This is a genomic window from Bifidobacterium sp. MSTE12 (assembly GCF_000513015.1).
Classification (GTDB): domain Bacteria; phylum Actinomycetota; class Actinomycetes; order Actinomycetales; family Bifidobacteriaceae; genus Bifidobacterium; species Bifidobacterium dentium.
Genome location: NZ_AZYA01000034.1, coordinates 170,732 through 197,730 on the forward strand (window position 1 = coordinate 170,732; position 26,999 = coordinate 197,730).

The following is a 26,999-nucleotide window of genomic DNA, read 5'->3' on the forward strand; positions in this document are numbered from 1 at the left end:
CTTGACTTTATATGGGTTTCGCTATTCTGGGGCTGAGCCCGTCTCCGCAGAAGGTAAGTGCATCTTCAATGGTACTTAGAGTTAGTCTTTGATTGCTTTCATATTTTGATACTATCTCTAACACAGATGCAGTCAACAGATAGTTTAAAGTCCTCATAGGTATGGAATATAAGACTTTAGCGCATTTATTTCATGCCAACAGGTGGCACAGGCACGCTGTAGGAAATCAGCGAGGTGGTGTCGAAAATCTGTCTTAATCAGTTGAAAGGGCCATGCGTTTTCTATAGTCTCAACGGTTTCTACGACGATATGAAAATGTTCCTGCAACGCATGGTCGAGTCGGCTTTTCCATGGCCGAACGTCGGCAGGGTATCTATTTCGTGTCCGATCTGGCTGAAATCGAGCAGGGCATCAACACGCACAACAACGATTGGCGGCTGCTTTGGGTAGACGAAATCATCGACGGACTGAATGAGAGGTTCAGGGCGTTATCGACTACCTGTTCATATCTGACACCGGCCGTTGTCCTCCGACTGGTTCGGATCAAAACAGGGGAGAGCCGTCCGTGTCTGATTGGGTGGGGCGGAGTCCCTCAGTCTTTCCAACGTAATGGACGAGTCGAAAAGCGTCTTCTCTATGAACCGGTTCAAAGGTGCCGGATCCTTGAAATCGGGGTCGGAGGTGTTGTCCAACGCGAGGGCGTCGCGGAAAAGCCGGGCGTTCGAGGCGAACGGCTTGTTGACGACCGTGAATCCGAGACGTCTGAGATATATGATTGTGAACACCGCGGTCGTTCTGGTGTTCCCCTCGCGGAACGGATGGATCTGCCATAATCCAGAAACGAAGTCGAAATACCTCCTAGGTACCGCAGAAAAACGTTGGGGAAATGCCGAAGATGGCTGCATTTCAACGTTTTAGATTCCGTTTCATGTTGTTGGATAGATTGCCATTTTTGACTATTTTCGGCTATGAAAGGCAGAGATAAGTACACCTACGTTCGGCTGGCATAGTCCCATGGGCATGAACGAAACGGAACGCATGCCCAGATGCACACTCACACTGGTCGACTCGGCCGGCGACATGAAACTATCGATACTCATGGACGCCGACCGCGCGGCACGGATAGCATATCGGCCACGCCAAAGGGATTCCGGGCATATGCGACGGTAACCGACCCGCTGACCGGCGGGGACCACCGCGTATCCGGTTTCGGACGCACACGCACATTGGCCGAAAACCGGTTGAAGGACAAGCTCGCCGAGTTCGACTGCACCCACCGCGTCGGCTACGTGAAGCCGCCCACCGTGGCCGAATGGCTCGATCATTGGCTGGATGACATCTGCAAGTCGAAGCTCAAGTCCCGCATCTGGGACGAACTACGCATGGACTGTGGCCGACTGGACGACGTGACCAGCACAGCCATCATGGGACACAGTGAACTGACAACCGTGTCACAAACAGGCAAAACCCCAAGTGTGCAAGAAACCGGGCACTCACTACCATATCTGGACGCAATAACGAACGATTTCCATATAACGACTAGCATGAAAGAACATTATTTGTAAAGCATAAAAGAAAGTCTGTTCATGTGGAAAAGCTGAGCAATATCAAGAATGACTCCATATCAGTTAATTATTTTTTAAATAGTGCTGCATATAGCGGGCTTTTTTCCCTCTTTTCGGTTATCCTTACTGGTCAGGTTTCTGCAACGTCATCACTATATGTTGGATTAGCACTTGGAATTTTATCTCTTTTTTCTAGAGGTAGTACTATTTTTATAGGCAATTTGATTGAACGCTCATCAACCTTATCCCTCACTGAGACTGGTTTCGGATTCATAGTTTTTTCGCTTTTGCTACTACAGTCGGCAATGAAGAGTTTTGTCGGCTTCCTTTTTCTGGATTTAGCTTTGCTGGGACTTGGACTCTCACTGGTTAATTTTGCCCTAAGAGGGCATATACTTGCTACGGTAAAGGATAAAAAATCTCAGGCTACTTTATTTTCTTTAGTGACAATGACTGCCAATCTTGGATCCGCAATTGGTCCTCTGGCCTCGAATTATATATATAAATCTTTCGGGCAGACACTCTTTTTTATAGTCATTATTGGACTCTATGTTTTTTCTGCTTTACTAGCTCCGATTGTGCTAGCTCATCATGTCTTTATACGCAGTGAAGAAAGTAGTAAGCAAAATACCTCTTCTATCGTGAAGACCATTAAAGACTCAGTGAAAAGTTCTGGCACTATTCTTGCTATCCTGGCGGTGTTTGTGGGCAGTATAATGAACGGTCAGCTTTTTGCAGGAATGGCATTGGAATTCTATTCGTTATCCGATAGCCCGGTCATAAGAGGATTGTTCTATTCTATTGATGCCTTGTCAGTCATAGCACTGCAAATGCCAGTAAGTAAATTTATTTCACGAGGTATGACTAATGGGCATAATGCTACCTCATTCATAATCAAAAGCTTGGGGATCTATGGCATTTCCTTTGCGATATTTGCCTGTGGAGTTTCGTCCTACTGGTGGATATGCATTGTATCATTGATTGTTATTTCCATTGCAGAATGTATCTACGCACCATTAATCAATATTGCTCTAGTAGAAGTACAGCCAGATAAACCTTTGGTGGACATTCTGAATTATCGGCTGATAATTGCAGCTATTGGTGAATCAGTAGGTTCATTCCTTGGCGGTTGGATTGTTCCGGCACTACGCCCTGCAGGAATGACACCTTGGTACTGGTGCACATTAGCGTTGGTGGGAATAATGCCGGCAATCGCTGCTAACCAAATTGACAAACATGGAAAAAGGGCTATCTGCCACTGAAAGAGGAGTCACATGCACCCACAAAAAATATTCATACTTGAGAAGATATTGACAAATGCCCTCGAACATCCCAATAGCGGGGCTGCTAAGGATAAAAAAGGAAGAAAAGCGGTAGAGCGGCTTCCCGATATTAAGAGAAATGACAGTCTCTCTCTGCTTCCTGGTGTTCTGAAAGCGGTGGAAGTGACTCCGCAGTTTCATCACCGCTATGTGGTATCAGCGATAACTCCATCTGTTCGCTGCAAGAAAGGGATGGAGGACAATATGGCCTATTGGATAAACTTTCCTTAGCGGCGTTGACTAAAGCAGCTTCGAAATGCCTCAACCTTGACAACATTGTTATCGATGTAACTCGAAATGGACGCGAACAAGTTGGCTGCCTTGTTTTTCTCTTCAATGACGGGTTGGATTAGCAGTTCGATTCCGCTTTCCACTATCACGGCAGATTTAATGCAGTTGATGAAGAATTACTTGCTATTAGTGCGGAATATGAAAAAATGTTACGGCAAGAGACCGTTTGGAACTCATTTCGAGCAAACTCTCCGCATGCATGTCCAGAAGCTTGTCCCGCATACTTTCTGAATGCAACTCGTTCTTCCCATAGGAATGAAGTGTCTTCACTTTTAGCGGATTTAACCCGAGGGAAGCACGTATCCGTATTCATATGGCTGTCCAATTGAAGTGAAGGCGCAATATTTTAATGATGAGGTCAAAGTTAATGTCTCATGCTTTGGCGAATACAACAGGGGGAAATGATATGAAAGTACTATTGTTACAACAACCCAAATCTTTCTCGAATTATCCAAAATGGATTGAAGAAGTCCAAGAATGCTTTGATTGTTTAGAAGTTATAGTCTTAACATCGAACGATCGAGCCATACGCCATAGTTGGCCGAATTCCGTCATCAAAGAAATTGAAGTTTCTAATTATTCCTCTGATAGCGCTACTGCAGAATTCTTTGATGTTGTTAAGAAATTTAGACCAGATAGGATAATTTCTGGCTCGGAAGAAGATGTGCTGAGGGTTGCGGAGGCGAGAAGTTTATTTGAAATTCCCGGTTTAAAGTATGAATTAGCGTTGAGCTGTCGAGATAAAGTTACGATGAAGCAGTCAGCCCTTAACGCTGGGTTAAAGATTATTCCCTATACCTCTTGCAAATGCTTTGGAGATATTATTTCGGCGTTCGATCGTTGGGAGACGGTTGTTCTCAAGCCTCGATGGGGTGCAGGATCTGCAGGCATTACGATACTGCATTCGAAAGACGACTTATCTGCTTTAGCCGCTAAGCCGGAAATTGTCAGAAGCGTACATTCAAACCAGTATTATCTAGAAGAATACTGCTCTGGTTCTGTCTACCATGTGGATGTGGTCTATATCAATTCTGGTCTGATCCTGATTTCGCCATCACGATATTTTGTCCCACCGCTAGATTTCGAGAAACAAAATACTGGTTCCGTAATGTTAGACGAGAACAGCGCTGACTATTCTGAACTGCTCCGACTGACAAAGCAATTAATTAAATCTTTCAAAGATCAGACGGTCCCAAATGTGATGCATATTGAATTCTATAAGAATGAAACTGGTGATTTCATATTTGGGGAAATGGCGGCACGTAGGGGAGGAGGGCTAATTAAGCAAGAGCTGATAGCCGCCTATGGCGTAGATCAGAGTAAAGCTAACTTTTTATTGGAACTTGGCCTTGTCGATGCGAATACAAATATTACACGATCATCCCAATATGGCATGCTACTAGAAACTGCTGGATTGAACTGGCCAAAGGCCAAAAGAAATTCCGGATTGGGCAGTTTTAGAATCTGTGGGGAGGAAAAAAGGTATCGCTCATAATTCTGTTGATTCTGACAGGAAATTCCTCATTTCTGGTAATAGTGAAGCCGAAATCATTCAACGTTCCAATCATCTTATAAACGGCTGATACGACGATTGAGAATTTGCTTTTTGCAAGGGAACGATTGTGACTAATTTTGTGACAGCTTCTCGAGGTGATGAACTGTTATTCAGAATTGATGATTCTGTTGAATCTAAATTCTTCCATGCAATAGTGACACTGGTATCGTTGGGGATGCCGGAGGCGGCCGCCTTGTGCGGTTTGACGGAGAAGACCATCCGTCAGGCCGTGCGCCGCGGCGACCTCATCGCCTGCTACGCCTACACGCCGACCGTGCGCATCCGACGGCGCGGATTTGGATGAATGGCTCATCTCGCTGCCTGCATGGCAGGCATGAGAAAACCCCACTCGCGTCCAATTGTGAACGAAGTGGGGTTTCTCGTGTTCCGATAGGTGCAGTATAGGTGCAGTAGGTCACTCTGAACAGTGCGAAAAGCCTACTGCCGACTACGTTTTGCCCTAATGACTATCAGATGTGGAAGTACAGCTCGTACTCCAGCGGAGTCGGGGCCAGACGAGCCTGATCGATCTCGCCACGCTTGATGCCCAGCCAGGTCTCGATCAGATCATCGGTGAAGACGTCGCCGGCGGTGAGGAAGTCGTGATCCTCTTCCAGAGCGTCCATGGCCTCGGCCAGGGAGCTCGGCACCTGCTTGATGCCAGCGTGCTCTTCCGGCGGCAGCTCGTACAGATCCTTGTCGACCGGCTCCGGCGGCTCGATGTGGTTCAGGATGCCGTCCAGGCCTGCCATCAGCTGAGCGGAGAAGGCGAGGAACGGGTTGCAGGACGGATCCGGAGCGCGGAACTCGATACGCTTCGCAGCCGGGGAGGTGCCGGCCAGCGGGATACGGATGGCGGCGGAACGGTTACGAGCGGAGTACACCAGGTTGACCGGCGCCTCGAAGCCCGGCACCAGACGGTGGTAGGAGTTCAGGGACGGGTTGGTGAAGGCCAGCACGGAGGAGGAGTGCTTGATCAGGCCGCCGATGTACCAGCGGGCGATGTCAGACAGGCCACCATAGTTCTTCTCATCGTAGAACAGCGGCTTGCCGTCCTTCCACAGGGACTGGTGGCAGTGCATGCCGGTACCGTTGTCGCCTGCGATCGGCTTCGGCATGAAGGTTGCGGCCTTGCCTGCCAGAGCGGCGGTCTCGTGAACGACGTACTTGTACTTCATCAGGTCATCGCCTGCGTGCTGCAGGGAGTTGAAGCGGTAGTTGATCTCCTGCTGGCCTGCGCCGGCGACCTCGTGATGGGAACGCTCGAGGATCAGACCGACCTTCTGCAGGTTGGCGACCATGTCGTCGCGCAGATCCTGGGTGTGGTCGATCGGCGGAACCGGGAAGTAGCCGCGCTTGACGCGGTTCTTGAACGCAATGTTCGGGGTGCCGTCGTCTTCGGTGTCAACACCGGTGTTCCACGGAGCCTCAACGGAGTCCACCTCGTAGAAGGAGCGCTGCATGCTGTTCTCGAAGCGCACCTTGTCGAAGATGAAGAACTCGGCTTCCGGAGCGAAGGAGGCGGTATCGGCGATGCCGGTGGACTTCAGGTAAGCCTCGGCCTTGCCGGCGACCTGACGCGGGTCGCGGGAGTACGGCTCATCGGTCAGCGGATCGACGATGGAGAAGGCCACGTCGAGGGTCTTGTGCTTGCGGAACGGGTCGATGAATGCGGTGGAAACATCCGGCACCAGCTTCATGTCGGACTCGTTGATGGCCTGGAAGCCTTCCACGGAGGAACCATCGAACGGCATGCCGTCGGTGAAGGCATCCTTCAGGAACTCGCTTGCCGGCACAGTGAAGTGCTGCTGAACGCCGATCAGATCGGTGAAGCGAACGGAGACGTATTCAACGCCTTCCTTATTGATAAGGGCCTCAGCATCAGCCTTGGTTTCGAGTGCAGTCACGGGACCGCTCCTTTCGAATAAGTAACTTACAGGCTATTAGTCTAGAAAAACGCGTTTCACACACTCGCCACTTGGGTTACGAGAATGTTTCGAGATGACGTATTCCCTCCATGATTGCGCGAAAAATAGGGGTTGCGACGTTTCGCGGGACGAAATGCAACGGTGGGGATCCGTTCATGTTATGGACGGATCGAACGTCTGGGACGATGAATCGACGCAACAATTGAAAATCCCCGATCTGACGAATCAGATCGGGGATTCCTAGTGCGTTCGCATGCATGTACCGTCAGCGGCCACGCATGGCGCGACGGCTGATCCTCTGTGGGCGCGTCGGATCGATGCCCTTCGGGATGTTCATGCCGTTCTTCATCTGCAAAGTACGCAGACGTTCGTTCAGAACATTCAATTCGGTCCTGGTGAGCATGAAGCGACGCCTCGGATGGATGGCCGCAATCAGCTTGTTCTTGTGATGCGTCGGCTCATAGGACTTGCACTTGAGCACGGTCTTGCGCAGATTCTTCAGGCTGACCTGCTTCGGCCCCTTGCCTACGCAGATTCGATAGACCGGGATTTCGGAACCGGCGGTCACGCCCTTGATGTTGTGCTCCTGGCGATCCATGGCGCGCGTCACACGGCCGTAATCGCCTTCGCCAAGCAGGTAGATGCCGTTATAGCCGGTGCCACGCCAAATGGCATCCTTGGTCTTCGGATCGACCCACACCGGCTCCTGCGGGAAGTTGAAACCCGCCTTGCTGACGTTGCCGAGAACGCTGATGGCGGCGCCGGGACGCCCTTCGAGCTTGGCATAGCCGACCTTGTCGGCACGATTGGTGAGCATCATGGTGGCGAACAGCAGGCCGATCATGATGGCAAGGATCATTGAGGTGATCCAGCCGATAACCGACCATTTGAACACGATGCCAAGCACGATGAACACGATGACCGGTGCCACGAACACGCTTCCGCACAGCCAGGGGAGTGTCTTGTCTTCCGAGTAGGTGTATTTGAAGATCTGAATGATCTGTTTGATTGTGTTCTGCTTCTTCTTTGGCTCTTCTTTGTCTGCCATCAATTTCCTCACTTGGTTACGTGGTTGAACACACTGGAACAGTAGTCTATCAGGTGCTATGCCGTAGTGTAAGCATCGGCTGCGGGGCCGCCGGCCCTCCCACGCCGGTCAACGGGTATGAAGAGGCCTGCCATCCGCCTTGAGCAACGCTTCGCCAAACGTTTCGCTGAATGTCGGATGAGGGTGAATCAGGCGGGCCGCATCATGCAATGGCACATGATTGCCCACCAACTGCTCGGCCTCCGCGATCAGATCGCTGGCGATGGGACTTACGATATGTGCGCCCAGCACCAGCGGCACCTCGGGATTGTCCGCATAGGCACCGCTGACAATGGATAGCGACCCGCCCGAGCCGCTCATCAGCATACGTGAATTCGACAGCATCGGATACACGGTTTCCTGGGCATTGACCACGTCCTTCCGTGCCCGTGCCTCATCAAGGCTCAAGCCCACGCATGCCGCTTCGGGGAAGGAGAATACGACTTGCGGAATCGTGTCGTCGTCAACCGGTTTCGGATCGAGCCCGGCGATCTTCTCCGCGATGACGATGCCCTGCTCAAAGGCACGGTGCGCTAAGGAATGGCCGGAGGTGATGTCACCCAAAGCCCACACATGGTCGAGATTGGTGCGGCCAAATGCATCGATGCCGATAAATCCCCGGGCGTCACGTTCCAGCTTGCAGGCCTCGAACCAGTCTGCGTCGGTATTCGGTATGCGTCCAATGGCGGCGAGTACGACCTCGCCGTAGGCGCTCATGTCCGCTTCGGATCCTTCCCTCGTATAGTGCACGGTCGCGCCCAGATTGGCACCGGTTTCCACATGGGTCACATGGCTGTGCGTGATGATGTTCACGCCACGCCGCTTCAGCTCGCGAGTCAACGTCGCCGATGTGCGGCGCTCCCATGCGGAGAGCACCCGGTCTTTGCGAATCAGCAACGTCACGTCGCAGCCGGCCGTACGCCACATGGAGGCGAATTCCAGCGCCACGGCTCCGGCACCGATGATCACAGCGCTTGAGGGGAAGGTATCCAGTTCCAATGCCTGTGTGGAATCTATCAATGCGCCGGCGAATGGATTGTCCGGCAGCGGCGACGGCCGTGAACCGGTGGCGATCACGATGTCTTCGGCAACGATCTCCAGTTCGCCATCGATAGGTTCGCCGACGCCTGCCTTCACGAATCGCAATATGTGGCCAAGACCTTCGACCGGCGTGACATGTACGCTTCCGCAAGGCTGCATTACGGCCTCTCCGCGTACGATGGTGACGCCGCGATGTGCCAGCAATCCCGCCAATCCCTTGGTCATGGTGTCCACGGTCTGCGTGCGGAACGTGCGCAGTTTGCCGAAATCAATGCTCTCCACTGACACGTTGATACCCATCGCCTTGGCGTGACGCATATTCTCCACGGCATGCGTGGCGGTGAGTAGCGTCTTCGAAGGAATGCAACCTCGATTCAGGCAGGTGCCGCCCAGTGTGGCGTCGCGTTCGATCAGCACCACCGATTTGCCGAGCTCCGCGGCACGTAACGCCGTGGAATAGCCGCCCGGACCGCCGCCGATAATCGCGATATCGAAATGTTCCTGTGCCATATCAATCCTTGATGTCATGGCTCGAAAGCCGTGGAAAAACAACTGATCCTATGCTAATAAAAAGCCGTCAGCTTAGCTGACGGCAATACATATGCATGTGAGGCATCATTCCGGCCAATGGCCACGCTTGGCATAACGCGGCTTCGGCAGACGCCAACGACGTATCTGGATGGCACGGCTCCACGCATAGGAGGCGGAACGCATGCCCCTGGCCACGGATTTCTCACCGTACTTTTCGATGAGTTTCTTCTTGAGCTTGCGCCACATGATCGCAATGTCGATGATTACGGCGAACAGATACACGTACATCAGCACCATCAGCGGCAAAGCTAGGGTAGGCCACTTGTAGGTCACGAAGATGGAGACGACCAGAATAACGAAGGCGACCGGGATGAAGAACTCGCCGAGGTTGAATCGGGCGTCGACATAATCGCGAATGTAGATACGCCATGGCAGACGCTCGGCCTTCGGCATGTGATTCACGTCACCGGTCTGCATGGCCTCGTATTCGGCGTTCTCACGTTCGCGCATACGTGCCTTTGCGGCCTTGCGGCTGGCATCGCGATCCTTGGGAACCAGCGGGCGGAGATTCTGCGCCTGGGCATCCTTGCGTTTCGGAGTCGGGCGGCCTTTGCCGGCGGTAGGCTCCTGCGCCTTCTGTTCGACAGGCTCTTGGGCCTTGTCTTCCTTCTTAAACAAACTCATGTCTATGAGGGTAGGGTGACGTATCGACGCCTCGGCGGTATGCCTCGAAGCCGCGGAACGCCGAATGGGATTGTGGATACAATGGCTTGCATTGGCCGTACTCGATCAATATTAAGGAGAATCATGGCAGCATTACTTGCCGATGACATCCGTGCACGTGTGGAGGGTGATTGGGATCGCATCGTCGACGTGCTCAATCGGAAGATCGCATTGCAGTCGATCTCCGCGAAAGGCATCACCGCCGAACATATGAGGCGTTCCGCCGAATTCGTGGCCGAGGAGCTGAAAAAGGTCGGCGTTGACGCAAAGGTGGTGCAGTCCCATAATCCCGATGGCACACCAGGTGCGTGGGAGGTCATCGGCTCGAAGATCGTTGACGAGCATGCTCCGACCGTGTTGCTGTATGCACATCATGACGTACAACCGGTGCCCGACGAAGGTGCTTGGGATACCGATCCATTCGTCGGCACGCAGATTGGTACGCGACTGTATGGCCGTGGAGCCGCCGATGATGGCGGTGGCATAGCCATTCATTCCGGTGCGCTCAAGGCGCTCGGCGACGATCTGAAGGTCAATGTCAAGGTGTTCATCGAAGGCGAGGAGGAGATGGGCTCGCCGAGTTTCATCCCATTCATCGAAGAGCATCGTGACGAATTCAGGTCCGATGTGATCATCGTGGCCGATTCAGGCAACTGGTCCGCCGAAATCCCGTCGCTGACCACCTCGTTGCGTGGCAACACCGATATCGACGTGCACGTCAAGGCCCTTGAGCATCCGGTGCACTCCGGCCAGTATGGTGGACCGATTCTGGATGCGAACACGCTTGCGGCCATGCTGATCGCCTCCATGTATGACGAACATGGCGATCTCGCGGTGCCGGGCGTCGCCGCGGAAGAGCCGATCGGAGGCTTGCAGCGCGACCTTGACGAGACCACCGTACGCGCGGATGCCGGTATCGTCGATTCCTACCGTCTGGCCGGAACCGGTTCGCTTGCGGCACGTCTGTGGACCAAGCCGAGCGTCACCGTGATTGGCTTCGACGCTCACCCGGTCGAAGGGTCCTTCAATGTGATTTCCCCGGAGACCACGTTCCGTCTGAGTCTGCGCACCGCACCGAACCAGCGTCCTCAGGAGGCCCAGGAGGCACTTGCCGAATTCATGGTCGAACATGCCCCGTTCGGTGCCGAAGTGTGGGTCGACAGACTTGACAACGGCATGGGATGGGCCATGGACCCCGATGCCGAAGCCACCAAGGATGCCATGGAAGCCATGGAACAGGCCTTCGGTGTGGCGCCGGTCAACAAGGGCGAGGGCGGTTCCATCCCGTTCATTCCGGAATTGCAGCGCATCTTCCCGAACGCCCAGGTGCTCGTCACCGGACCGGAGGATCCGAAGGCCAATGCGCACAGCCCGAACGAGTCCATCAGCCTGCCGGGTCTGAAGAACAACGTGATCACCGAGGCCCTGCTGCTCGACAAACTCTCCAGATAGCGACGGTCACGGCCTCCGACGAATCGGGGCGAGTTCGAAAACCTCGTCGGAGGCCGTGGACACTTCAGGGCTGTGCGTCACGATGATCACGCAACGGCCATCGTCATGGGCCAGTGCGCGGAAGATGCCCATGATGTCATCCTGCGTGGCGAGGTCGAGATTACCGGTCGGCTCATCCGCCACGATGATGGAGGGATTGTAGCTTAGCGCCCTAGCGATGGCGACGCGCTGTTGTTCGCCACCCGACAGGTGCAGAATCCGTTCGTTCGCGTACTCCTTAGGCAGATGCACCTGCTTAAGCAAATCAAGCACCATCTCCTTCTTTGATTTGTCGAAGGTTTTGCCGGAAGCGTCCAATGACAGGATGATGTTCTCGGCGACGGTGAGATTCGGCAGCAGATTGAAGCTTTGGAAAATCACGCCGATGTCGTGGCTGCGGTAGCGGTAACGGTCCTGTTTCGCCAGGTCGTTACCGTTGTAGAGGACCTGGCCCTCCGTGGGATTGGTCAGTCCCGAGATCAACGACAGCATCGTGGTCTTGCCGGCGCCGGATGGCCCGGTGATGGCGTGCACCGTACCTGCACGAAACTCGTGGCTGATGTTCTTCAGCACCTTTTTGCCGCCTTTGGTATAGGCGTAGCTGACGTCATCGAGCTTGAGGATTGCCGTGGTCGTCGTATTGTCAGTCATGATGGGTCCTTTCAGGAACGGTCGGCGAGGATCTGCAGCGGTTCGTAGCGCAGGACGAAGATGACTGCCACGAGCGCGGCGACCAATGTCAGGCCGATGCCGACCAACAGCAATTGCCCGACCACGGCCAGATTGGCGGTGGCGTTGATGGAGGAGACGTAGTTCGCGGCCTGGTTCATCATGCCGCCCGGACCGCCCTGCGGTTGTTTGGCGTCATTGGTGGCACCGGAGGAACTGGTGTCGCCAGAGCCCGACTTGCTGGAGGAATCGGTCGAGGCGGAGGAATTCCCGTCCGTGGAATCCGAGGAGGATCCGGCGCCGTTGGGGTCCGTACCCTGCATGTCGCGTCCGAACTGCTCACGTTGGCTGGCCTGCTGCGACTGCTGTTGCGCGATCTGACTCGACAGCAGCTGGTTGGAGACCGGTACGGAGGCTGCCGCGCCGATGCCAGCGCCCAAGGCAAGACCGATCATCGTGACGATCAGCAGCTCCAAGGTGAACTGTGCGGCCACTTTGACCTTGTTCACGCCGATGGCCGTCAGCACGCCGATCTCATATTTGCGTTCACGGACGTTCAGCAAGGTGATGACCACCAGTACCACACCACCGACGGCAAGCACCACGATGAGCAACGTCAGTGCGAACTTCGATAGGTTGTCGAGCGGTACCAAGCTGGATTCATAGTTCTCCACGTCGGCGGACGATACGGTGTAGTCACTGCTCAGCCCGGCCTTCTTCGCATCCTTGGCAAAGGTCTCGTAATCGGATTTGCTGGCGAAGACGTAGGTATAGTTCAGCTGGGTCGTGGACGTGGACGTATCGGAATCACTCGACGCGTTGGAATCCGCATCGAGGCCGAGCGACTTGAGCGTGGAGACCGAAGTGTAGATGGCGTTCGCCGGATCGGAGGCGGTGGAGGCCATCGGACCGCCCATGGCCTGATTGGAATCGGTGGAGTTCTTGTAGATGCCGACGATGGTCAGCTTGTAGGTGGTGCTCGAATCGTTGGGGTTGGTCACGCTGATGGTATCGCCCACGGAAAGATTGTTGAAATCCGCGAACGACTTGGAGATGATCACGTTCCCGTCGCTGCTTTCGTCGTAACCGAAGACCTTACCGTCAACCATGGTGAAACTACCGTTCGACGCATTGGAGACCGCTTCGTCGGAGGAGAAGCCGACCAGCGAGAAATCGCCGCTGACGGCAGTGGTGCCGTTGCTGTCTCCGCCACCCGGCTGGTCACCTCCACCGGGGCCGCCGTTGCCTTGGGGTTGGCTGCTATCGCTGGAAGATGAGCTGGAATCGCTCGAATCGGAGGAATTCGATGAACTGGTCGAATCGGTGACCGGCTGGAAATCATCGGTTGCGGCAAGCCCCACGGTTTCGGTATAGTACGTGGATTTCACGGAAGATGAGGCCTTGGCGTATTTCTGATAGTCGCTGAGCGAGAGTTGCTTGTCGGCCAATGCGCTACGCATCGCGTCAAAGTCCGGCTTGCCGTCGGAACTGCTGGAGTCGGACTTCGATTCACTGATGAGCTTATTGCGGTCAAGACTGATCTGTGCGGTGATGGTCGTGTTCTCCAACCCGCTGTTGCGGGCGGTCGTCGCCGCCTGCCGAATGGACAGGCCGATGGTCGCCGCGGCGGCGATGATGGTTACGATCACAATGATCAGTATGTTGCGGCCTTTGTTTCTGGTCACGCTTTGCCATGCGTTCTTTACGACGAACATGATGATCCCTTGATGCCGAAGATGCTGTACGATACGCCGTCGCGATCGGCGATGAACCGATGATAAAAACCGTATCTTGGCGTATGGCGTAAAGAACACTTGGTGCAATCTGAAACGAATCTGAATGTTTACTGAATCTCAATACGACATGACGGGGTGTACGGCGGAACAATGGTGTTAGGCTAACGCGTATGCCTATTAAAACCGAAGTCATCGCGAATCCCAAGGCGGAACGCATCCGACGCGTCGCCGAACTTGCGGAGCGCAAGGGGCGAAAACGTGCCGGCCGCTTCCTGGTGGAGGGGCCTCAATCGGTACGCGAGCTGCTGACCTGGCATCCCGACATCGTGCGGGATCTGTATGTGGAGGCGATCGGCACCGAACCCGACGCTCCGTTCCTGACCGATACGGTGGCGCAGATGGCAGGCAAGGCCATGCAGGCCGGTGCCTATGTCCACAAGGTGACGCATGCGGTGATGCGGCATATGAGCTCCGATGCGCAAGGCGTGCTCGCCGTGGCCGACATGCAAGGATTTCTGGACGCCGCCGGAAACGTGGAATCCTTTGGCGACAATGCCATGGTCGCTGCGTTCTGGCAGGTTCGCGATCCGGGCAACGCAGGAACCGTGATCCGTTCTGCGGATGCCGCCGGCTGTGCGGCCGTGGTGTTCGTCGACGAATGCGTGGACATCTTCAACCCGAAGGTGATTCGCTCCACTGCGGGCTCATTGTTCCATCTGCCGGTACTCACCATGGGTACGGAGGCGTTTTTCGCTTGGTGCGACGAGCGGAATCTCGCCATATACGCGGCGGATGTGTACGGCACGGACTCCAGGCCCCCGGAACCGCTGACCGATGTGCTTGCCGAGCCATCCACGCTGGCCGGTGCCAAGACGATGATCTTCGGCAATGAGGCGCGAGGACTTACTCGCGAAGTGCTGGATCGGACCGACCGAATCGTGTCGATTCCGATTTACGGCAAGGCGGAGTCCCTGAACCTCGGCACCAGCGCGGCGGTGATGCTGCTGAGCTTGGCTATGTCGAGTCATGTTGAAAGAATGTGAAGTCGGAAAACGTTGAAATTGCGCGTTTTTCGCGTAAAACAAACGGGAAATTAGAAAGGTATCTCGTGGCAGAAGGTGCGGTGTTCGACGCCCAAGCGGTGACCGATGCGGTTGCCGAGGGCATCGCGAAAATCGAAAACGCCTCCAGTATGGAGGAATTGAAAGCCATCAAGACGCAATACGCCGGCGCGGATTCCGCGATGACGCAGGCCAGCAAGGCCATCGGTGCGCTACCGAAGGATCAGAAGAAGGAAGCCGGCAAGGTCATGGGTAAACTGCGCGCTGACTTCGGTCGTGCGTACGGCACCAAGGAGCAGCAGGTCAAGGCCGAGGAGGAGGCCCGTGCGCTGGCTTCCGAAACCGTGGATATGACCCTGCCCGTCAACCGCAAGCCGCTTGGCGCGCGTCATCCGTTGCCGAAGCTGATGGAAGACGTCGAGGACTTCTTCATCTCCATGGGCTGGCAGATTTCCGACGGTCCGGAGGTTGAGACCGAGTGGTATGACTTCGACGCCCTGAATTTTGGTCCGGACCATCCGGCGCGCCAGATGCAGGATACCTTCTATGTCAAGGGCAACCAGGCCAAGGATGCCGCTGGATTCGTCGGTTCCAACATGGTGCTGCGCACTCAGACCTCCTCCGACCAGGTACGAGGTCTTCTCACCCGCGGCGTGCCGCTGTACATCGCTTGCCCGGGCCGTGTGTTCCGCACCGATGAGCTTGACGCCACCCACACCCCTGTGTTCCATCAGGTCGAGGCCCTCGCCGTTGACAAGCATCTGACGATGGCTGATTTGAAGGGCGTGCTTGACAAGCTTGCCGTGGCCATGTTCGGTCCCGAAGCCAAGACCCGCCTGCGTCCGAGCTACTTCCCATTCACCGAGCCGAGCGCCGAACTCGACCTGTGGTTCCCCGACAAGAAGGGTGGCGCGGGCTGGCTCGAATGGGGTGGCTGCGGTATGGTCAACCCGAACGTGCTCAAGTCCGCCGGCTTCGACCCGGAAGTCTATACGGGCTTTGCCTTCGGCGTCGGCGTGGAGCGTACGTTGCTGCTGCGCCATGACATCAATGACATGCACGACCTGGTCGAAGGTGACGTGCGATTCAGCGAACAGTTTGTGATGGGGGAGTGATTGACCCATGCCAATGGTAGATATTGATTGGCTTAAGGACCACGTCGAGGTTCCGGAAGGCCTTACCTATGAACAGCTTGCCAAGGATCTGGTGAAGGTCGGTCTCGAAGAGGAGGAGATTCATACATCCCAGCTCGTCGGGCCCATCGTGGTCGGCTACGTGGTTGACGCCACTCCGGAACCACAGAAGAACGGCAAGATCATCAACTGGTGCCACGTCGACGTCGGCGACGAATATAACGAGACCGACGAGAACGGCAACAAAGTGCCGCGCGGCATCATCTGCGGTGCGCCGAACATGGCCGCGGGCGAGAAGGTCGTCGTGACTCTGCCGGGTGCAGTGCTGCCGGGCGATTTCAAGATCGAACCGCGCAAGACTTACGGCCACATCTCCAACGGCATGTGCGCCTCCGAGCGAGAACTGGGCCTCGGCGACAATCATGACGGTATCATCCTGCTTCGCAAGTACGGCTTCACCCCGGAGGAGTACGAGGCACTCAAGCCGGGCGACGACGCCATGCACCTGCTGCACTTGGACGAGCCGTTGCTGGAGATCAACATCACCCCGGATCGCGGTTATGCGTTCTCCTACCGCGGCGTGGCCCGTGAATATCACCACTCCACCGGAGCGGCCTATGTCGATCCGGCAGTGGCATTGAACGGAAAGGCGCCGGTCACCCAAGGCCTGCCGGAGGGCACGAAGACCGACATCGAGGTGATCGTCGAAGACAACAACCCGATTCACGGCGTAATTGGTTGCGACCGATACTACGCTCGTGCGGTGCATGGCTTCGACCCTGCAAGCCACACTCCGAATTGGATGCGCCGTCGCCTGACCCGTGCGGGCATGCGCTCCATCTCCTTGGCTGTGGACGTCACCAACTACGTGATGCTCGACCTCGGTCAGCCGATGCACGCCTACGATCTCGACAAAATCGAAGGCCCGATCGTGGTTCGGCGTGCTGTCGAGGGTGAGACCCTGACCACGCTGGACGGCAAGAAGCATGACCTGAGCGTGGAAGATCTGCTTATCACCGATTCGCCCAATGGCGAGCATGGCTCACGCATCCTCGGCATCGCCGGCGTGATGGGTGGCCTATACGGTGAGGTGACCGCCGAGACCAAGAACATCCTGCTTGAATCCGCGCATTTCGATCAGGTGTCGATCGCACGTTCCGCACGTCGCCACAAGATTCCATCCGAGGCGTCCCGCCGTTTTGAACGTGGCGTGGACGATCAGCTGCAACCGGCAGCCGCACAGATGGCCGCCGAGCTCATGGTCAAGTACGGCAATGGTGAGCCGAGCGAACATCCCACCGATGTCAACACCGTCACCCCTGCGCGCACCATCCATTTCAAAGCCACCGAGGTGGCTCGCGTGGCGGGTCTCGACACTGACGTGAACACCATCAGCGGCATTCTGACCGACATTGGCTGCTCCGTCGCAGGTGGCGGCAATGGCGAATTTTCCGTAACCGCGCCGAGTTGGCGTCCGGATCTCAATGAGCCGTGCGACCTGGTGGAGGAAGTGGCGCGTCTGGTTGGCTACGATGAAATTCCTGTCACCGTGCCGCCGGCTCCCGTCGAAGGTAAGGTCGGACTGACTGCCGAACAGCTGCGTAAGCGCCAGATTGCCGACGAGCTTGCGGAATACGGCATGGTCGAGACGTTGAGCTACCCGTTCGTGGGCGACGAAGACTACAAGTACTTCGCCTACGACAAGGATGAGATCAAGAAGGTCAGCGTCGAGATCGCCAATCCGCTTGCCGGCGACCGCCCGTTCCTGCGCCGCGCCATCATGCCGACTTTGGCCCAGACCGTACAGCGCAATCTGCGTCGTGGTGTGGAGAACGTGTCGCTGTATGAAATCGGCCATGTGTATCTGTGGGATCCGAACGCGCCGGCCATCCCGGCGTTGCCCGGCGCGGTGCGTCCGACCGACGAACAGTTGGCGGCGCTCGATGCAGGCCTACCGGATCAGCCGATGCATGTCGCGGGCATCCTGACCGGCAATGCCGTCGACGCCGGTTGGTTGGGTGAACGTCGTGCGGTGGATTGGAGCGATGCCGTTGAAGCCGTGCACCGTATTTCCGATCGTATTGGCGCTGGCCTTACGTTGGATCAGCCGAAGGCCGAGGATGTTCCGGCGCAATGGCATCCGGGCCGTGCCGCTCGCGTGATGGCCGGCGATGCTTTTGTCGGTATGGTCGGCGAACTGCATCCGCATGTGAACGAAGCGCTGGGCTTGCCTGCGCATTCCGCGGCTTTCGAACTTGACCTGACTGCGTTGTTCGCCACCCTAAGTGGCAAGCCGGTGCAGGCCAAGCCGATTTCCACCTTCCCTCCGGTCAAGCAGGATCTGGCCTTCACCGTGCCGAACGATGTCACCGCCGCCGCGTTGCAGCAGGTCATCGCCGAGGCCGCAGGCGATAGTCTTGAAGACATCAAGCTGTTCGACGTGTTTACCGGCGACCAACTGGGCGAAGGCGTGAAGTCCCTGGCCTATGCAGTCACATTCCGCGCTCCGGATAAGACGCTGACTTCCGAAGACAGTGAGGCGATTCGCAAGCGTATTGTTGACGAGGCAAGCAAATTGGGCGCACAGTTGCGCGCCTGACGTTTCGAGCAACGATAGATAAGAGGATAACGATGAACGAACCGGAGCAATATCAGCCGAACAATCCCGATGAACGTCAGGGGACGGCCGGTGCCGCTCCGGTTTCGTCGTCTTCCGAAGGTTCGAACACGCCTCAATACGGACAGTATGCCCAGCCGGAATATGGTGCAATGGCCAACCAATACCCTTCCGGATACAATCCCTACGTCTATGGTGCGCCGGAAATCGAGACGAATTCCTCCAACCAGCAGGGCGCCGAGGCTCGGCAGCCTCAACAACCTACTCCCGCAGGCTATCCGTATTCGCAGCAGTATGGCGGCCAGCCGGGCAATCCGTACCAGAACCAGAATCCGTATCAGAACAATCCCTATGGCTGGAACGGTAACCCGCAGCAGCAGTACGATCAACAGGCGCCGAGCGGACGGCAGCCGCGAATGCGGGGCAACATCGATCTGAACGATCCCAATCAGAACCCGCTGTATGGGCATTGGGATTCCTATGCGATTCTTTCGCTGGTGTTCACCATCCTTCTGCCGGTACCGGTGGTGCCCGCACTGATGGGCGGCGTGGCCATGTGGCGTACCAAGACCTTCCACATGAAAGGATTCTGGCTGGGCGTAGCCGCATTGGTAATCAACGTGCTCTACACCATCGGCGTGATCTGGATGGCTGTGCACGGCATCTCTTCCACCGAGCTTTATGATCAGCTGCTGCAGCATATGCTTGGCGGCGGTTCAGGCTCGTCGGAATCCGGTTCGCTGTCTGCCTGACCGTTGCCGTGCCGTCCATGCTGGCACATCACGATGACCACTATCCGACACATTTCGGATGCATAATTATGCAATGTACTGCATAAAGTGTATGCTGGGGGTGTTTCAGTGAGTCAAGGAAAAGAGACGTGACATGGCCAAATATACGGTAGCCGTGGCCGGTGCGACCGGGTATGCGGGGGGTGAGGCGCTCCGTATACTCGCCGCCCATCCGAATTTCGAGGTGACATGCGTCGCCGGACATTCCTCGGTGGGGGACAAGCTCGGCAAGCACATGCCCCATATTCCGCAATTGGCCGATCTGGTGGTGGAGGACACCACCCCCGAAGTGCTTAATGGGCATGATGTAATCATTCTCGCATTGCCGCATGGCGCTTCCGGGGCATTGGCCTCCAAGCTTGACGCGAATGCCGTGGTGGTGGATCTGGGCGCCGATCACCGACTCGAGGAGCACTCGGCGTGGGACGAGTTCTATGGCGGTGATTTCTACGAGCATTGGACCTATGGCATGCCGGAACTCATCACCGGTACTTCGGCCGATGGCTCGTACGTTCGTCAGCGCGAGGCCCTCCCGGGATCCAAACGCATCGCGGGGCCGGGTTGTAACGTGACCGCCACCACATTGGCTCTGCAGCCGGGCGTGGCCCAGGGCCTGATCGAGCCGAAAGACATCGTGGCCGATCTGGTGGTCGGCTACTCCGGTGCCGGCAAGAATCTCAAGCGCACCAATCTGCTGGCCGCCGAGGCGTTCGGATCGGCTCTGCCGTATTCCGTGGGCGGCACGCATCGTCACATTCCCGAGATTCTGCAGAACTTTGCTCATGCTGCCGGTAAGCAAGCTTCCGCGGCTGAAGGGTTCACGCTTGGATTCACGCCGATTCTGGTGCCGATGGCACGAGGCATCCTCGCATCCGTTTCCGCCAGGCTCACCGACAAGGCGTTGGGCATGAGCGATGCCGAAATCCGACAGGTATGGCTCGACGCCTATGCAGGGCAGGATTTCATGGTGGTGTTGCCGGAAGGCGTGATGCCGGCCACTGCCAACATCATTGGCTCGAATGCGGCCCACATCCAAGTGGCCGTCGATCATAATGCCGGTCGTCTGCTGGCGTTTGCGGCCATTGACAACCTCAACCGAGGCACTGCCGGACAGGCCGTGCAGTCGTTGAATGTGGCATTGGGACTTCCTGAAGACGCAGGACTTACGAAGATTGGAGTGGCACCATGAGTGTAACGTTTGCACAAGGATTCTCCGCGGCCGGTGTGGCTGCTGGCATTTCCGCCGTCGAGGGTAAGAAGGATATGGCCTTGGTGGTCAACAACGGTCCGTTGGATGCGGCGGCTGCCGTATTCACGACGAACCGTTTCTGTGCGGCTCCGGTGCAGTGGTCCCGCAAGGTCGTTGCCGATGGCCATGTCAAAGCGGTGATTCTCAATTCGGGCGGAGCCAATGCCTGCACCGGCAAGCCGGGCTATGAGCAGTCCCAAGCCACTGCTGAAAAGGTCGCCGAGCTGCTGGGCGCATCCGCAAACGATGTCGCGGTATGCTCCACCGGCCTTATCGGCGAACTGTTGCCTCTCGACCACGTACTTTCCGGTACGGAGGCCGCATTCGCCGCACTGTCCGATAGCGTCGAGGCCGGAGAGAACGCCTCTTATGCGATCATGACCACCGACACCAAGCCGAAGACCGTCGAGCTGGAAGGCTCCACCGGTTTTCGCGTCGGAGGCATGGTCAAAGGATCGGGCATGATCGCTCCGCAGCTGGCCACGATGCTGTGCGTCATCACCACCGATGCCGTGGTGAATGCAGGTCAGCTTCAGGCTGCACTGAACGCAGGCGTGGAGATGTCGTTCAACCGTATTGACGTGGATGGCTGCATGTCCACCAATGACACCGTGCTGCTGCTGGCCTCTGGTGCTTCCGGCGTGGAGCCGGATCCGGACGAGTTCAACGATCTCGTGGCCAAGGCCACCGCATCGTTGGCGCGCCAGATCGTCGGCGACGGTGAAGGTGCGAGCCATGACATTCGCGTCAAGGTCACCGGAGCCACCACCGAGGACGCGGCATTGGCATGCGGCCGTGCCGTAGCGGCCTCCAATCTGCTGAAGTGCGCCATCGCGGGCAACGATCCGAACTGGGGACGAATCCTGAGTTCTCTGGGCACGGTTTCCCCGGAGGATGCGCCATTTGATGCCGAAAAGGTCACGGTGGACGTCAATGGCGTACGTATTTGCGAAAACGGTGGGGCCGGACGTGATCGTTCCGAGGTCGATATGACGCCGCGTGAGGTGCATATTGACATTGACCTCAACGAGGGCGATGCCGAAGCGAGCGTCTGGACCGACGATCTGACCCACGAATACGTGCATATCAATGCTGACTATGAAAGCTGAACACAGGCAATGACAACAGAACTCAAGGGACCCGGTTTCCATTTCGATGTGCATACCGATTTGCGCGCCGACCAGAAGGCCGAAGTGCTGATCGAAGCGTTGCCGTGGCTCGAGGAATTCGCCGGACAGCGCATCGTCGTCAAGTATGGCGGCAACGCAATGATCGATGACCACCTCAAACAGTGTTTCGCAGAGGACATGGTATTCCTGCGTCAGGTGGGATTACATCCGATCGTGGTGCATGGAGGCGGTCCGCAGATTTCCCAGATGCTCAAGGCGTTGGGCATCAAATCGGAATTCAAGGGTGGTCTGCGCGTCACCACTCCGGAAGCCATGGATGTGGTACGCATGGTGTTGACGGGCAAGGTTTCCCGCGATCTCGTCGGACTGATCAACTCGCACGGTCCGTTCGCGGTTGGCCTGTCCGGTGAGGATGGTGCCTTGTTCTCCGCCATGCAACGTAAGCCCATGATCGACGGTGAACCTACCGATATCGGGCTGGTCGGCGATGTGGTGAGCGTCGATGCCTCCGCCGTGGAGGATCTGATCAACGCCGGACGCATTCCGGTGGTTTCCTCGGTGGCCCCGAATGAGGATGATGCCACTGAAGTGCTGAATGTGAATGCCGATTCCGCAGCAGCCGCGTTGGCCGCGGCATTGGGTGCCAGCAAGCTGGTGATTCTCACCGATGTTGATGGACTGTATGCCGACTGGCCCGATCGTGATTCCCTGATCGGGCGCATCGGTGTGGAGAACCTGCGCGATATGCTGCCCGATTTGGAAAGCGGTATGCGTCCGAAGATGGAGGCCTGCGTGCGTGCCCTCGATGGTGGCGTCCCACGTGCCCACATCATCGATGGTCGTAAGCCGCATTCTATACTGAATGAGATTTTTACCTCCGCCGGCATCGGAACCATGGTCGTCCCCGAGGACGGCGTCGAAATGAGGAGCTCTTATGGCAACTGAACAACTGGAAGCGTTGGGAAGTGAAGACGCGAAATGGCTGGGGGAATACTCCCAGGTGCATATGAACGTGTTCGGTACTCCGTTACGCGTGATGGATCATGGCGAAGGCGCCCGCATCTGGGACGTCGACGGCAATGAGTATCTCGATTTTCTGGCGGGCATCGCCGTGAATGCGCTCGGCTACGCCCACCCGAAGTGGGTCAAGGCAGTCAGCGAACAGGCGGCCAAGGCCGCGCATGTGAGCAACTACTTCGCCACCGAACCGCAGATCAGGCTTGCGGCCAAGCTCGTTGAGCTGGCCGGAGCCCCGGATGGCTCCCACGTGTACTTCGGAAATTCCGGAGCCGAAGGCAATGAGGCGGCTTTGAAGCTTGCCAAACTGTATGGTCGCACCCTGCCGGGCGCATCGCCGTCGATCGGAGGAAAGCCGGCACGTATCATCGCCCTGACCCATGGTTTCCACGGCCGTACTTTGGGCGCGCTTTCCGCAACCTGGAAACCGGCCATTCGTACCCCTTTTGAGCCGCTTATCCCGAATATCGAATTCGTTGAGGCCGGCGATCCCTGCGCATTGCAGGATGCCTTCGCCGAAACAGGACAGGGACACCATGGCAAGGGCCCGGTCGCGGCGGTCATCATGGAACTAATCCAAGGTGAGGCCGGCGTGCGTCCGGTCGGATCCGATTATGTGAAGAGGGCACGCCAACTGTGCGATGACCACGGTGCCCTGCTCATCATCGATGAGGTGCAGACCGGCATCGGCCGTACCGGCTCCTGGTTCGCCTTCCAACGTGAGGATCTTTCCGGCGGAGTTATTCCTGATATCGTCACCTTCGCCAAGGGCGTGGGCGGCGGCTTCCCGATGGGTGGCATGATCGCCTTCGGCGCCAAGCTTTCGGCATTGTTCACCCCCGGTTCGCATGGCTCCACATTTGCGGGCAATCCCTTGGGCGCCTCCGCGGCCTTAGCCACATTGGACGTCATTGAACAAGAACATTTGGTGGCGAATGCCGAAGCGCGAGGTGAGCAGTTGCGCAACGGCATCATGTCCTGCGGTAATCCGCTGTTCGTATCGGTGCGTGGCCGTGGCCTGCTGGATGCGGCGGAACTGTCTCACCCATGTTCCCATGCCGCCATGAACTGGGCGCTTGAGCACGGTCTCATCGTGAATGCCGTGGCTCCGAATGCACTGCGCTTCGCTCCGCCGCTGGTCGTCACCGAACGGGACGTCGACCGGGCCATATCCATCCTCGCCCGGATTCCCGCCGATCTACCCAACGATTAATATTTGAAAGGAGGCCATATGGCAACCCCGGAACTGCGCCACATGCTACGTGACGACGACTTGAACCACGAAGAACAGAAGCAGGTGCTGGAACTGGCCATCAAGTTCCACAAGAATCGTTTCTACCACCAGCCGTTCGCCGGTCCGCAGGGCATCGCCGTACTGTTCGATAAACCCAGCACGCGTACCCGTTCCAGCTTCTCCATCGGCGTCGCCGAGCTTGGTGGTTATCCGCTGGTCATCGATAAGTCCGGTTCCCAGCTGGGCCGAGGTGAGCCCGTCGCCGATACCGCACGCGTGCTCGACCGCATGGCCTATGGCGTGGTCTGGCGCACGTTTGGGCAGGATAGGGTCGAGGAGATGGCCGAATACTCCACCCATCCGGTGGTCAACGCTCTGACCGACGAGTTCCACCCATGCCAGATTCTCGCGGATTTCCAAACCATCGCCGAACATCGTGGCGGCGTTGACAATCTGAAGAACCAGACCATTGCCTACTTGGGAGATGCCGCCAACAACATGGCGAACTCCTACCTGCTTGGCGGTGCCGTGGCGGGTATGAACGTGCGCGTGGCCGGTCCGAATGGGTACCTGCCCGATTCGCGAATCGTGGCCGACGCGCAGGCCATTGCCTCCGAAACCGGCGGATCCATCCTCGTGACCACCGATCCGAAGGAAGCCGTGGCCGATGCCGACTGCGTGTTCACCGATACCTGGGTTTCCATGGGTGAGGAAGCCGAGTATGCCATTCGTTCCAAGCCCTTCTGGGATTATCAGGTGAACGCTGAGCTCATGGCCTTCGCCAAGCCGGATGCGATCTTCCAGCACTGCCTGCCGGCTTACCGAGGCAAGGAAGTCACCGCTGAGGTCATCGATGGCGCTCAGTCCGTGGTTTGGGATGAGGCCGGAAACCGTTTGCACGCGCAGAAGGCGCTGCTGACTTGGCTGGCCGGCAAGGCCCGTGGCGATGAAAGCCTGCTGGTCTGATGACTGATCACACCCCCGCGTTGCAGCGTCCTGCCACTCGTGCCGCTCGACTGAGTGCCATCGAGCAGGCGCTACTCACGCGTATCGTCACTTCGCAATCCCAACTGTCCGACATTCTCGCGAATCAGGGGATTGCGGTGACGCAAGCGACCTTGAGCCGAGATCTGGACGAGATCCATGCGACGAAAACCAGGCTGTCCGATGGGACCGTAGCCTATGCCATCGGTGTGAAGCAGCCCGATGAGGGATCCGCGGCCAATCCGGATGCCAAGGCCGAACAGCAGATCAGCCGGGTGCTATCCGGCTTGGTCACTTCGGTGGCGGCCGCACGTAACCTTGTCGTAGTGCACACACCTTCTGGAGCGGCGCAATATGTGGCCAGCGTCATCGACAGGCAACCGATAGAAGGGGTGCTTGGCACCATCGCCGGAGATGACACCGTTATGGTGATCTGCGCCGATGATCACGGTGCGAAGCAACGTGCGCAATGGCTGCTTGACGTCGTGTCGAAGGGGTGAATAACCATATAGTGGACACGACTCACCATATATGCATAAATATACAGAGCAATGCATATACTGCTGAATAACATTTGATGCAAGAAAGGGAAACCATGAGCGATCAGAATCGTCTTGTACTGGCGTACTCCGGTGGTCTGGATACCTCCGTCGCCATTTCATACCTGAAGGAACGTACCGGCAAGGATGTCGTGGCCGTGTCCCTTGACGTCGGTCAGGGCGGCGAAAGCCTTGAAACCATCAAGCAACGTGCTCTGGCCTGTGGCGCCGTCGAAGCCTATGTGGTTGATGCCCGTGACGAGTTTGCCGACGAATACTGCATGAAGGCCCTGAAGGCCAACGCCATGTACGAAGGCGTGTACCCGCTGGTCTCCGCCATCTCCCGTCCGCTCATCTCCAAGCATCTTGTGCGTGCCGCCCACCAGTTCGGAGCCGATACGATCTCCCATGGTTGCACCGGCAAGGGCAACGATCAGGTGCGTTTTGAGGTGTCCATCGCTTCCATCGACCCGACCCTGAAGGCCATCAGCCCGATTCGTGATCTGTCCCTGACCCGTGATGTCGAGATCGCATTCGCCAAGGAGCACCAGCTGCCTATCGTGCAGACCGAGAAGAGCCCGTTCTCCATCGATCAGAACGTATGGGGCCGCGCCATCGAGACCGGCTTCCTCGAGGATCCGTGGAACGGTCCGACCAAGGATTGCTACTCCTACACCGACGATCCGGCATTCCCGCCGGTCGAGGATGAGGTCGTCATCGAATTCAAGCAGGGCGTGCCGGTCAAGATCGACGGCCACGATGTGACCCCGTTGCAGGCCATCGAAGAGATGAACCGCCGCGCAGGCGCCCAGGGCATCGGACGAATCGACCTGATTGAGGATCGTCTGGTCGGCATCAAGTCCCGCGAGCTATACGAGGCTCCGGGTGCCGTGGCCTTGATCACCGCCCATCAGGAGCTGGAGAACTGCTGCCTCGAGCGCGAACAGCACCGCATCAAGCGCGATATCGACAAGCGCTGGGCCGAACTGGTCTATGACGCACAGTGGTTCTCCCCGGCGACGCAGTCCCTGAACGCCTTCATCGAAGACACCCAGAAGTACGTTTCCGGTGAGATTCGCATGATTCTGCATGGTGGTCGTGCAGTGGTGACCGGTCGTCGCTCCGACACCTCGCTGTATGACTACAATCTGGCCACCTATGATTCCGGCGATAGCTTCGACCAGAAGTCCTCCAACGGCTTCATCGATATCTACGGACTGCCGAGCCGTGTGGCCGCGGCCCGTGATGTCAAGTTCGGCAACGGCATCGAAGTTCCGGACAACACCGTCGAGTAATCGGGTTTCA

The 26,999-nt window shown here is 56.8% G+C and carries 24 protein-coding genes; 17 read left to right on the forward strand and 7 right to left on the reverse strand.

All coding sequences use genetic code 11. From position 1 onward, the window contains the following. Window positions 1–503: 503 nt before the first annotated feature. Window positions 504–905 carry a Fic family protein gene (locus HMPREF1494_RS11890; protein WP_003839853.1) on the reverse strand — a complete coding sequence of 134 codons (402 nt, stop codon included), beginning with the start codon at window positions 903–905 and terminating at the stop codon, window positions 504–506. Window positions 906–1,046: 141 nt separating this feature from the next. Between HMPREF1494_RS11890 and HMPREF1494_RS07345 the strand changes: the two genes are divergently transcribed. The 5 genes from HMPREF1494_RS07345 (at window position 1,047) to HMPREF1494_RS11765 (ending at window position 5,037) form a co-directional block, all read left to right on the forward strand. Then, complete coding sequence (locus tag HMPREF1494_RS07345; RefSeq protein ID WP_231495370.1) at window positions 1,047–1,565, forward strand: hypothetical protein; 519 nt, start codon at window positions 1,047–1,049, stop codon at window positions 1,563–1,565. A 23-nt stretch (window positions 1,566–1,588) separates the two neighbouring features. Further along, window positions 1,589–2,827, forward strand: a complete 1,239-nt coding sequence (locus HMPREF1494_RS07350; protein WP_034521561.1) for an MFS transporter — start codon at window positions 1,589–1,591, stop codon at window positions 2,825–2,827. Between the two features lie 12 nt (window positions 2,828–2,839). Continuing rightward, window positions 2,840–3,118, forward strand: coding sequence for a hypothetical protein (locus HMPREF1494_RS07355; protein WP_034521563.1), 279 nt, complete (start codon window positions 2,840–2,842; stop codon window positions 3,116–3,118). 409 nt (window positions 3,119–3,527) lie between these two features. Continuing rightward, entirely contained in the window at window positions 3,528–4,673 is a 1,146-nt protein-coding gene (locus HMPREF1494_RS07365; RefSeq protein WP_231495371.1) for an ATP-grasp domain-containing protein, read from the forward strand. Between the two features lie 127 nt (window positions 4,674–4,800). After that, window positions 4,801–5,037: a DNA-binding protein gene (locus tag HMPREF1494_RS11765; protein WP_231495372.1), complete on the forward strand. Its 237-nt coding sequence runs from the start codon at window positions 4,801–4,803 to the stop codon at window positions 5,035–5,037. A gap of 166 nt (window positions 5,038–5,203) precedes the next feature. Here HMPREF1494_RS11765 and glnA read toward each other — a convergent pair whose 3' ends face one another. The 4 genes from glnA to HMPREF1494_RS07390 form a co-directional block, all read right to left on the reverse strand. Further along, the gene (gene glnA, locus HMPREF1494_RS07375; RefSeq protein WP_003839859.1) at window positions 5,204–6,640 is read right to left on the reverse strand and encodes a type I glutamate--ammonia ligase; all 1,437 of its coding nucleotides are present in this window, start codon (window positions 6,638–6,640) and stop codon (window positions 5,204–5,206) included. Window positions 6,641–6,926: 286 nt separating this feature from the next. Continuing rightward, window positions 6,927–7,709, reverse strand: a complete 783-nt coding sequence (locus HMPREF1494_RS07380) for a DUF4191 domain-containing protein (RefSeq protein ID WP_034521572.1) — start codon at window positions 7,707–7,709, stop codon at window positions 6,927–6,929. Between the two features lie 108 nt (window positions 7,710–7,817). Beyond that, window positions 7,818–9,299 carry a dihydrolipoyl dehydrogenase family protein gene (locus HMPREF1494_RS07385; protein WP_003839863.1) on the reverse strand — a complete coding sequence of 494 codons (1,482 nt, stop codon included), beginning with the start codon at window positions 9,297–9,299 and terminating at the stop codon, window positions 7,818–7,820. A 105-nt stretch (window positions 9,300–9,404) separates the two neighbouring features. After that, window positions 9,405–10,004, reverse strand: a complete 600-nt coding sequence (locus HMPREF1494_RS07390; RefSeq protein ID WP_003839865.1) for a DUF3043 domain-containing protein — start codon at window positions 10,002–10,004, stop codon at window positions 9,405–9,407. A gap of 123 nt (window positions 10,005–10,127) precedes the next feature. On the opposite strand from HMPREF1494_RS07390, the gene HMPREF1494_RS07395 reads away from it, so the two are divergent. After that, the gene (locus tag HMPREF1494_RS07395; RefSeq protein ID WP_034521575.1) at window positions 10,128–11,495 is read left to right on the forward strand and encodes a dipeptidase; all 1,368 of its coding nucleotides are present in this window, start codon (window positions 10,128–10,130) and stop codon (window positions 11,493–11,495) included. A gap of 6 nt (window positions 11,496–11,501) precedes the next feature. Here HMPREF1494_RS07395 and HMPREF1494_RS07400 read toward each other — a convergent pair whose 3' ends face one another. Both HMPREF1494_RS07400 and HMPREF1494_RS07405 read right to left on the reverse strand, forming a co-directional pair. Next, window positions 11,502–12,185: an ABC transporter ATP-binding protein gene (locus HMPREF1494_RS07400; protein ID WP_003839868.1), complete on the reverse strand. Its 684-nt coding sequence runs from the start codon at window positions 12,183–12,185 to the stop codon at window positions 11,502–11,504. 11 nt (window positions 12,186–12,196) lie between these two features. Beyond that, window positions 12,197–13,918 (reverse strand): FtsX-like permease family protein, encoded by a 1,722-nt coding sequence (locus HMPREF1494_RS07405; protein WP_034521578.1) that lies wholly within the window; start codon window positions 13,916–13,918, stop codon window positions 12,197–12,199. 191 nt (window positions 13,919–14,109) lie between these two features. On the opposite strand from HMPREF1494_RS07405, the gene HMPREF1494_RS07410 reads away from it, so the two are divergent. The 11 genes from HMPREF1494_RS07410 to HMPREF1494_RS07460 all read left to right on the forward strand — a co-directional run bounded on the left by HMPREF1494_RS07410 (window position 14,110) and on the right by HMPREF1494_RS07460 (window position 26,989). After that, window positions 14,110–14,982 carry a TrmH family RNA methyltransferase gene (locus tag HMPREF1494_RS07410; RefSeq protein WP_003839872.1) on the forward strand — a complete coding sequence of 291 codons (873 nt, stop codon included), beginning with the start codon at window positions 14,110–14,112 and terminating at the stop codon, window positions 14,980–14,982. A gap of 65 nt (window positions 14,983–15,047) precedes the next feature. Then, on the forward strand, window positions 15,048–16,115 hold the full coding sequence (gene pheS, locus HMPREF1494_RS07415) for a phenylalanine--tRNA ligase subunit alpha (protein WP_034521581.1): 1,068 nt from the start codon (window positions 15,048–15,050) through the stop codon (window positions 16,113–16,115). Between the two features lie 7 nt (window positions 16,116–16,122). Continuing rightward, window positions 16,123–18,732, forward strand: coding sequence for a phenylalanine--tRNA ligase subunit beta (gene pheT, locus HMPREF1494_RS07420; protein WP_129879844.1), 2,610 nt, complete (start codon window positions 16,123–16,125; stop codon window positions 18,730–18,732). Between the two features lie 32 nt (window positions 18,733–18,764). After that, window positions 18,765–19,502 carry a hypothetical protein gene (locus tag HMPREF1494_RS07425; RefSeq protein ID WP_034521587.1) on the forward strand — a complete coding sequence of 246 codons (738 nt, stop codon included), beginning with the start codon at window positions 18,765–18,767 and terminating at the stop codon, window positions 19,500–19,502. 133 nt (window positions 19,503–19,635) lie between these two features. After that, window positions 19,636–20,730, forward strand: a complete 1,095-nt coding sequence (argC, locus tag HMPREF1494_RS07430; protein ID WP_034521590.1) for an N-acetyl-gamma-glutamyl-phosphate reductase — start codon at window positions 19,636–19,638, stop codon at window positions 20,728–20,730. Next, window positions 20,727–21,899 carry a bifunctional glutamate N-acetyltransferase/amino-acid acetyltransferase ArgJ gene (gene argJ / locus HMPREF1494_RS07435; RefSeq protein WP_003839881.1) on the forward strand — a complete coding sequence of 391 codons (1,173 nt, stop codon included), beginning with the start codon at window positions 20,727–20,729 and terminating at the stop codon, window positions 21,897–21,899. Before argC ends, argJ begins: the two co-directional genes overlap by 4 nt. Window positions 21,900–21,908: 9 nt before the next feature. Next, the gene (gene argB, locus HMPREF1494_RS07440) at window positions 21,909–22,865 is read left to right on the forward strand and encodes an acetylglutamate kinase (protein WP_003839883.1); all 957 of its coding nucleotides are present in this window, start codon (window positions 21,909–21,911) and stop codon (window positions 22,863–22,865) included. Beyond that, complete coding sequence (locus tag HMPREF1494_RS07445) at window positions 22,855–24,150, forward strand: acetylornithine transaminase (RefSeq protein ID WP_003839885.1); 1,296 nt, start codon at window positions 22,855–22,857, stop codon at window positions 24,148–24,150. Before argB ends, HMPREF1494_RS07445 begins: the two co-directional genes overlap by 11 nt. Window positions 24,151–24,168: 18 nt before the next feature. Next, window positions 24,169–25,137, forward strand: a complete 969-nt coding sequence (gene argF / locus HMPREF1494_RS07450) for an ornithine carbamoyltransferase (protein ID WP_034521593.1) — start codon at window positions 24,169–24,171, stop codon at window positions 25,135–25,137. Next, entirely contained in the window at window positions 25,137–25,655 is a 519-nt protein-coding gene (gene argR, locus HMPREF1494_RS07455; RefSeq protein ID WP_003841604.1) for an arginine repressor, read from the forward strand. The genes argF and argR overlap by 1 nt, the downstream gene beginning before the upstream one ends. A gap of 77 nt (window positions 25,656–25,732) precedes the next feature. After that, a complete protein-coding gene (locus HMPREF1494_RS07460) occupies window positions 25,733–26,989 on the forward strand; it encodes an argininosuccinate synthase (RefSeq protein ID WP_003839890.1) in 1,257 nt (418 codons plus the stop codon). Window positions 26,990–26,999: the final 10 nt, after the last annotated feature.

Excerpts from the sequence above, each read along its gene's own strand:
- HMPREF1494_RS07395 (WP_034521575.1), top strand. The coding sequence starts at position 10,128 with ATGGCAGCATTACTTGCCGATGACATCCGTGCACGTGTGGAGGGTGAT.
- argF (WP_034521593.1), top strand. The coding sequence starts at position 24,169 with ATGGCAACCCCGGAACTGCGCCACATGCTACGTGACGACGACTTGAAC.
- HMPREF1494_RS07380 (WP_034521572.1), bottom strand. The coding sequence starts at position 7,709 with ATGGCAGACAAAGAAGAGCCAAAGAAGAAGCAGAACACAATCAAACAG.
- HMPREF1494_RS07425 (WP_034521587.1), top strand. The coding sequence starts at position 18,765 with ATGAACGAACCGGAGCAATATCAGCCGAACAATCCCGATGAACGTCAG.
- HMPREF1494_RS07400 (WP_003839868.1), bottom strand. The coding sequence starts at position 12,185 with ATGACTGACAATACGACGACCACGGCAATCCTCAAGCTCGATGACGTC.
- HMPREF1494_RS07365 (WP_231495371.1), top strand. The coding sequence starts at position 3,528 with ATGATGAGGTCAAAGTTAATGTCTCATGCTTTGGCGAATACAACAGGG.
- argR (WP_003841604.1), top strand. The coding sequence starts at position 25,137 with ATGACTGATCACACCCCCGCGTTGCAGCGTCCTGCCACTCGTGCCGCT.
- HMPREF1494_RS07390 (WP_003839865.1), bottom strand. The coding sequence starts at position 10,004 with ATGAGTTTGTTTAAGAAGGAAGACAAGGCCCAAGAGCCTGTCGAACAG.
- HMPREF1494_RS07385 (WP_003839863.1), bottom strand. The coding sequence starts at position 9,299 with ATGGCACAGGAACATTTCGATATCGCGATTATCGGCGGCGGTCCGGGC.
- HMPREF1494_RS11890 (WP_003839853.1), bottom strand. The coding sequence starts at position 905 with ATGCAGCCATCTTCGGCATTTCCCCAACGTTTTTCTGCGGTACCTAGG.
- HMPREF1494_RS07460 (WP_003839890.1), top strand. The coding sequence starts at position 25,733 with ATGCAAGAAAGGGAAACCATGAGCGATCAGAATCGTCTTGTACTGGCG.
- HMPREF1494_RS07355 (WP_034521563.1), top strand. The coding sequence starts at position 2,840 with ATGCACCCACAAAAAATATTCATACTTGAGAAGATATTGACAAATGCC.
- HMPREF1494_RS07345 (WP_231495370.1), top strand. The coding sequence starts at position 1,047 with ATGCACACTCACACTGGTCGACTCGGCCGGCGACATGAAACTATCGAT.
- argC (WP_034521590.1), top strand. The coding sequence starts at position 19,636 with ATGGCCAAATATACGGTAGCCGTGGCCGGTGCGACCGGGTATGCGGGG.
- argB (WP_003839883.1), top strand. The coding sequence starts at position 21,909 with ATGACAACAGAACTCAAGGGACCCGGTTTCCATTTCGATGTGCATACC.
- HMPREF1494_RS07405 (WP_034521578.1), bottom strand. The coding sequence starts at position 13,918 with ATGTTCGTCGTAAAGAACGCATGGCAAAGCGTGACCAGAAACAAAGGC.
- argJ (WP_003839881.1), top strand. The coding sequence starts at position 20,727 with ATGAGTGTAACGTTTGCACAAGGATTCTCCGCGGCCGGTGTGGCTGCT.
- HMPREF1494_RS07410 (WP_003839872.1), top strand. The coding sequence starts at position 14,110 with ATGCCTATTAAAACCGAAGTCATCGCGAATCCCAAGGCGGAACGCATC.
- pheT (WP_129879844.1), top strand. The coding sequence starts at position 16,123 with ATGCCAATGGTAGATATTGATTGGCTTAAGGACCACGTCGAGGTTCCG.
- HMPREF1494_RS07445 (WP_003839885.1), top strand. The coding sequence starts at position 22,855 with ATGGCAACTGAACAACTGGAAGCGTTGGGAAGTGAAGACGCGAAATGG.